This window comes from Inquilinus sp. 2KB_23, assembly GCF_052115705.1.
In the GTDB taxonomy this organism is placed as follows: Bacteria; Pseudomonadota; Alphaproteobacteria; order DSM-16000; family Inquilinaceae; genus Inquilinus; species Inquilinus ginsengisoli_A.
Map to the genome: position 1 here is coordinate 1 of NZ_JBFRHF010000063.1, position 4833 is coordinate 4833.

Annotated in this window: 1 protein-coding gene; it reads left to right on the forward strand. The window is 73.0% G+C overall.

Annotation, left to right across the window (positions count from 1 at the left end; translation table 11 throughout):
• The coding region (locus tag AB4112_RS35830; RefSeq protein ID WP_441727214.1) for an amino acid adenylation domain-containing protein at positions 1-4833 on the forward strand (4833 nt) is incomplete at both ends.

Below are 4833 nucleotides of genomic sequence, written 5' to 3' on the forward strand. Positions count from 1 at the left end.
GGGAGTGCCGGGGGAGCTGTACATCGCGGGGGCGGGTCTGGCGCGGGGCTATCTCAACCGCCCGGGCCTGACCGCCGAGCGCTTCGTCGCCTGCCCCTTCGGGCCTCCCGGCGCCCGCATGTACCGCACCGGCGACCTCGCCCGCTGGCGCCCCGACGGCGTCCTCGACTTCCTAGGCCGCGCCGACCACCAGCTCAAGATCCGCGGCTTCCGCATCGAGCCCGGCGAGATCGAGGCCGCCCTCACCGCCCATCCCGCCGTCGCCCAGGCCACCGTCATCGCCCGCGAGGATCAGCCCGGACACAGGCAGCTCGTCGGCTATGTGGTCGCCGCCCCCGCCGCCGCCCCCGACCCGGCCGAACTCCGCCGCCACCTGRCCACGCTGCTCCCCGAGCACATGGTCCCGGCCGCCGTCGTCCTCCTCCACGCCCTCCCCCTCACTCCCAACGGCAAGCTCGACCGCCGCGCGCTGCCCGCACCGGACTTCTCCCCCGCCAGCCGCCGCGAGCCCTCCACGCCCCAGGAAGCGATCCTCTGCACCCTCTTCGCCGAGGTCCTCGGCCTCGAYCGCATCGGCCCGGACGACAGCTTCTTCGACCATGGCGGCGACAGCATCCTGTCGATCCAGCTCGTCAGCCGGGCCCGCAAGGCCGGCCTCGCCATTGCTCCCCGCGACATCTTCCAGCACCAGACCCCGGCCGCGCTCGCCGCCGTGCCGGCCCTGGCCGTGGAGGAACGCGGAACGGTCGTCGAGGACGACGCCGGCCCGCTGCCTCTGACTCCGGTCATGCAGTGGCTGCGCGATCGCGGCGGACCGATCGGCCGCTTTCACCAGGCCATGCTGCTGCAGGTTCCCGCCGGGCTGCAGGCGGCCCATCTCGCCGCCGCGCTCCAGGCCCTGCTCGACCATCATCACGCTTTGCGGCTGCGGCTGCACTCGGCCCCGGACCAGGCCTGGACCCTGGAGATCCCGCCTGCGGGCACGATCCCGGCCGCCGCCTGCCTGCGCCGGGTCGACGCCGCCGGGATCCCCCCGCGCCTCCTCGCCGACCGGATGCAAGACGAGAAGCTCGCGGCCGAGCAACAGCTCGACCCCGCCGCCGGCATCATGCTGCAGGCGGTCTGGCTCGATGCCGGGCCCGACCAACCCGGACGCCTCCTGCTCGTGATCCACCATCTGGCGGTGGACGGCGTCTCCTGGCGCATCCTGCTCCCCGACCTCGCCGAGGCCCATCGCGCCGCCGCCGCCGGCCGCTCCCCGGCCCTCGACCCCTGCCCCACCTCCTTCCGCCGCTGGGCCCGCCATCTCGCCGCCACCGCCACTGAGCGCACCGGCGAGCTCGCCCTGTGGACGGCGATGCTCGGCGCCCCCGATCCGCTCCTGTCGGATCGTCCGCTCGACCCCGCCCGCGATCTCGCCGCCACCGCCGGACAGCTCAGCCTCACCCTGCCCCCTGCCGTCACCGAGGCGGTCCTCACCCGGGTCGCGCCGCTGGTCCATGGCCGGGTCAACGATGTCCTCCTCACCGCCTTCGCCCTCGCCGTCGCCGACTGGCGCCGCCGCCGCGGCCAGAACCATGGCAATGCCGTGCTGGTCGAGCTCGAAGGCCATGGCCGCGAGACCGACCGCCTCGACCTCTCCCGCACCGTCGGCTGGTTCACCAGCCTGGTCCCGCTCCGCCTCGACCCCGGCCCGATCGACCAGGCCCTGGCCGGCGGCCCGGCCCTCGGCCACGCGCTGAAGCGGATCAAGGAGCAGCTCCGCGCCCTGCCCGACCACGGCCTCGGCCATGGCCTCCTGCGCTGGCTCAACCCCGAGACCGGACCGACCCTCGCCGATCTCCCCCAGCCCCAGCTCTGCTTCAACTATCTCGGCCGCTTCGCCGCCGCCCAGGGCCAGGACTGGGGCCTCGCCCCGGAGGCCGCCGGGCTCGGCGCCGGCGGCGACCCGGACCTCCCGCTCGGCCATGCCCTCACCCTCAATGCCGTCGCCGAGGATCGGACCGACGGCCCGGTCCTGCACGCCCACTGGTCCTGGGCCGGCGCCCTGTTCTCCGAGACCGAGATCCGCGATCTGGCCCTAGCCTGGAACCGGGTGCTTCAAGCCCTCGCCGCCTGGGCCGACCAGCCCGCGGCCGCCGGCCTCACCCCCTCCGACCTGCCGCTCCTCGCCCTCGACCAGGCGGCGATCGAACGCCTCGAGGCCGACCGGCCGCCGATCGCCGAGATCCTGCCGCTGTCGCCGCTGCAGCACGGCCTGCTGTTCCATGCCCTCTACGACCGCGCCGCGCCGGACGCCTACCGCGTCCAGCTCGCCTTCGAGCTCGCCGGCCCGCTCGACCCTGCCCGCCTCCAGGCTGCGGCCCGCGCCTTGCTGCAGCGCCATCCGCATCTGTGCGCCGGCTTCCTCCAGGATGGGCTCGACCAGCCGGTCCAGCTGATCCCGCGCGACCTCCCCCTGCCCTGGCGCGAGCTCGATCTCGCCGCTCTCGACCCGGCGGCACAGGCGCAGGCCATCGACCGGGCCCGGGCCGAGGACTGGGACCGGCTCCTCGATCCGGCCCGGCCCCCCCTGCTGCGCTTCACCCTTCTCCGGCTCGCCGCCGACCGTCACCAGCTGGTCCTCACCAATCACCACATCCTGCTCGACGGCTGGTCGACGCCGGTCCTGCTGACCGAGCTCCTCGCCCTTCAGGCCGGCGCCGCCCTACCGCCTCCCGTCCCCTACCGCGCCTATCTCGCCTGGCTCGCCCGCCAGGACCGCACCGCCGCCGAGGCGGCCTGGCGCGACGCGCTCGCCGGGCTCGAGGAGCCCACCCGGATCGCCCCGCAGCTCCCGGCCGCCGCACCGCCCTTCCCCGAGACCCATGGCTGGGCCCTGTCCGAAGCCGAGAGCACCGCCCTGGCCGCCACGGCGCGCCGCCACGGCGTCACCCTCGCCACCCTCATCCAGGCCGCCTGGGGCCTCCTGCTGGCCCATCTCACCGGACGAGACGATGTGGTGTTCGGCATCACCGTCGCCGGCCGCCCGCCCGAGCTCCCCGGCATGGAGCGCATGGTCGGCCTGTTCATCAACACCGTCCCCCTGCGCCTGCAGCTCGATCCGGCCGAGCCCCTCGCCGGCCTGCTGGCCCGGCTGCAGGACCAGCAGGCGCGGCTGCTCGAGCACCAGCATCTCGGCCTCGTCGAGATCCAGCGCCTCGCCGGCCTCGGCGAGCTGTTCGACACCCTGGTGGTGTTCGAGAACTACCCGGTCGACGAAGCGGCCCTGGACCGGGCTGCACCCGGCCTGCGCCTCGATCTGGCCGGCCATCGCGGCGGCGACGTCTCACACTACCCGCTCGGCCTCATGGCCATGGCCGGCGACCGGCTGCGGCTCACCCTGACCCATCGCCCCGACCTGTTCGACCGGGCCACCATCGAGGCCCTGGCCCGGCGCCTCACCCGCCTGCTCCAGGCCGCCGCCRCCGAYCCCGGACAGCGCATCGGCAGCATCGACCTCCTCGATCCCGACGAGCGCCGGACCATCCTCGTCGAATGGAGCAAAGCGAAAGAAGACTATGCTCTGGGCGGAACGCTGCATCAGCGCTTCGAGGCCCAGGCCGCCCGCTCCCCCGACGCCGTCGCCCTGGTGTTCGAGGACCAGGCCCTCACCTATGCCGGCCTCAACGCCCAGGCCAACCGCCTCGCCCACCGCCTGATCGCCCTCGGCGCCGGGCCCGAGACCCTCGTCGGCCTCTGCCTCGAACGCTCCATCGACATGGTCGTCGGCCTCCTCGCCAYCCTCAAGGCCGGCGCCGCATACCTCCCGCTCGACCCCGCATACCCCCCCGAGCGYCTCGCCTTCATGCTCAAGGACGCCGATCCCATGGCGCTGCTCACTCAGAAGGCGGTGAAGGACCGTCTCCCACCCACCGATCTTCATACTCTCTGCCTCGATGCGGCGGCCGAGAGTCTCGCCGACAGTCCTAGCCACAACCCGCCTCCCCTCAGCGGCCCCGACGAACTCGCCTATGTAATCTACACCTCCGGCTCCACCGGAACGCCCAAGGGCGCCCTGGTGTCGCACCGCAATGTCCTGCGCCTGTTCGCCGCCACCGAATTCTGGTTCGGCTTCGACGATCAGGATGTCTGGCCCCTGTTCCACTCCTACGCCTTCGACTTCTCGGTCTGGGAGATCTGGGGCGCCCTGCTCCACGGCGGCAGGCTCGCCATCGTCCCCTTCGCCGTCTCTCGTTCACCCGACCAGTTCCGTGCCCTTCTGGCGCGCGAGGGTGTCACCGTGCTCAATCAGACCCCGTCGGCCTTCCAGCAATTGCAGGAGGAGGTGCTGCGGCAGCCCGAGGCCCCACCACTGGCGCTCCGGCTCGTCATCTTCGGCGGTGAGGCGCTCAGTCGGCCGATGCTCGAGCCCTGGTTCGAAGCGCATGGCGATTCTGTTCCGACCTTGGTCAACATGTACGGCATCACTGAGACCACAGTGCATGTCACATATGCTCCCCTACTGGCCCGCGATCTTGTCGCCTCTCCAATTGGCCGGGCCATTCCGGACCTCGGGATCTACGTCGTCGACGCAGGTCTTCGTCCGGTGCCTGCGGGAGTGCCGGGGGAGCTGTACATCGCGGGGGCGGGTCTGGCGCGGGGCTATCTCAACCGCCCGGGCCTGACCGCCGAGCGCTTCGTCGCCTGCCCCTTCGGGCCTCCCGGCGCCCGCATGTACCGCACCGGCGACCTCGCCCGCTGGCGCCCCGACGGCGTCCTCGACTTCCTAGGCCGCGCCGACCACCAGCTCAAGATCCGCGGCTTCCGCATCGAGCCCGGCGAGATCGAGGC